General features: G+C 66.3%; 1 pseudogene. It reads right to left on the bottom strand.

The features are described 5' to 3' along the window. A pseudogene (locus LQ326_RS47470) lies at window positions 1–463 on the bottom strand (hydrolase); the annotation flags it as partial.

Raw genomic sequence — 463 nt, forward strand, 5'->3', positions numbered from 1 at the left:
TACAGCGTGTTGCCGGACTGGCCGGTGCCGTCGTCGATCGGGGAGCTGTCGCCCCAGAACGCGACCCGGCCGCTGCCGAAGGTGCTGGTGGCGAAGAAGGCGCCGGTGTTCCCGGAGTAGCCGCTGCGGTACACCAGGCCCTTGACGCTCGCGTTGTCGGAGGGCTTGAGGGTCGCCGTCGTCCCGTTGGCGATCAGGCTCTTGGTGACGGTGCCGAAGGAGCCGTTCAGCACGGGGTCGCTGCTGTCACTGATCGCGGCGGGGTAGCCGGAGCTGATGTTCAGCGAGTCGATCGAGAAGCCGAACGGGTCGGTCGAGTCGACGCTGTTGTTCGTCATCAGGTCGTTGAGGATCTCGACCGCGTCGTAGCCGTCGTTGTTGCGGTCGGCGCCGGTGTGGTCGGAGATCATGAACAGCCCGCCGCCGGCCTTCACGAAGTTCATGATCGCCGTCTTCTCGGCGG

Origin of the sequence: Streptomyces shenzhenensis (genome assembly GCF_021462265.1) — a bacterium.
In the GTDB taxonomy this organism is placed as follows: Bacteria; Actinomycetota; Actinomycetes; order Streptomycetales; family Streptomycetaceae; genus Streptomyces; species Streptomyces shenzhenensis.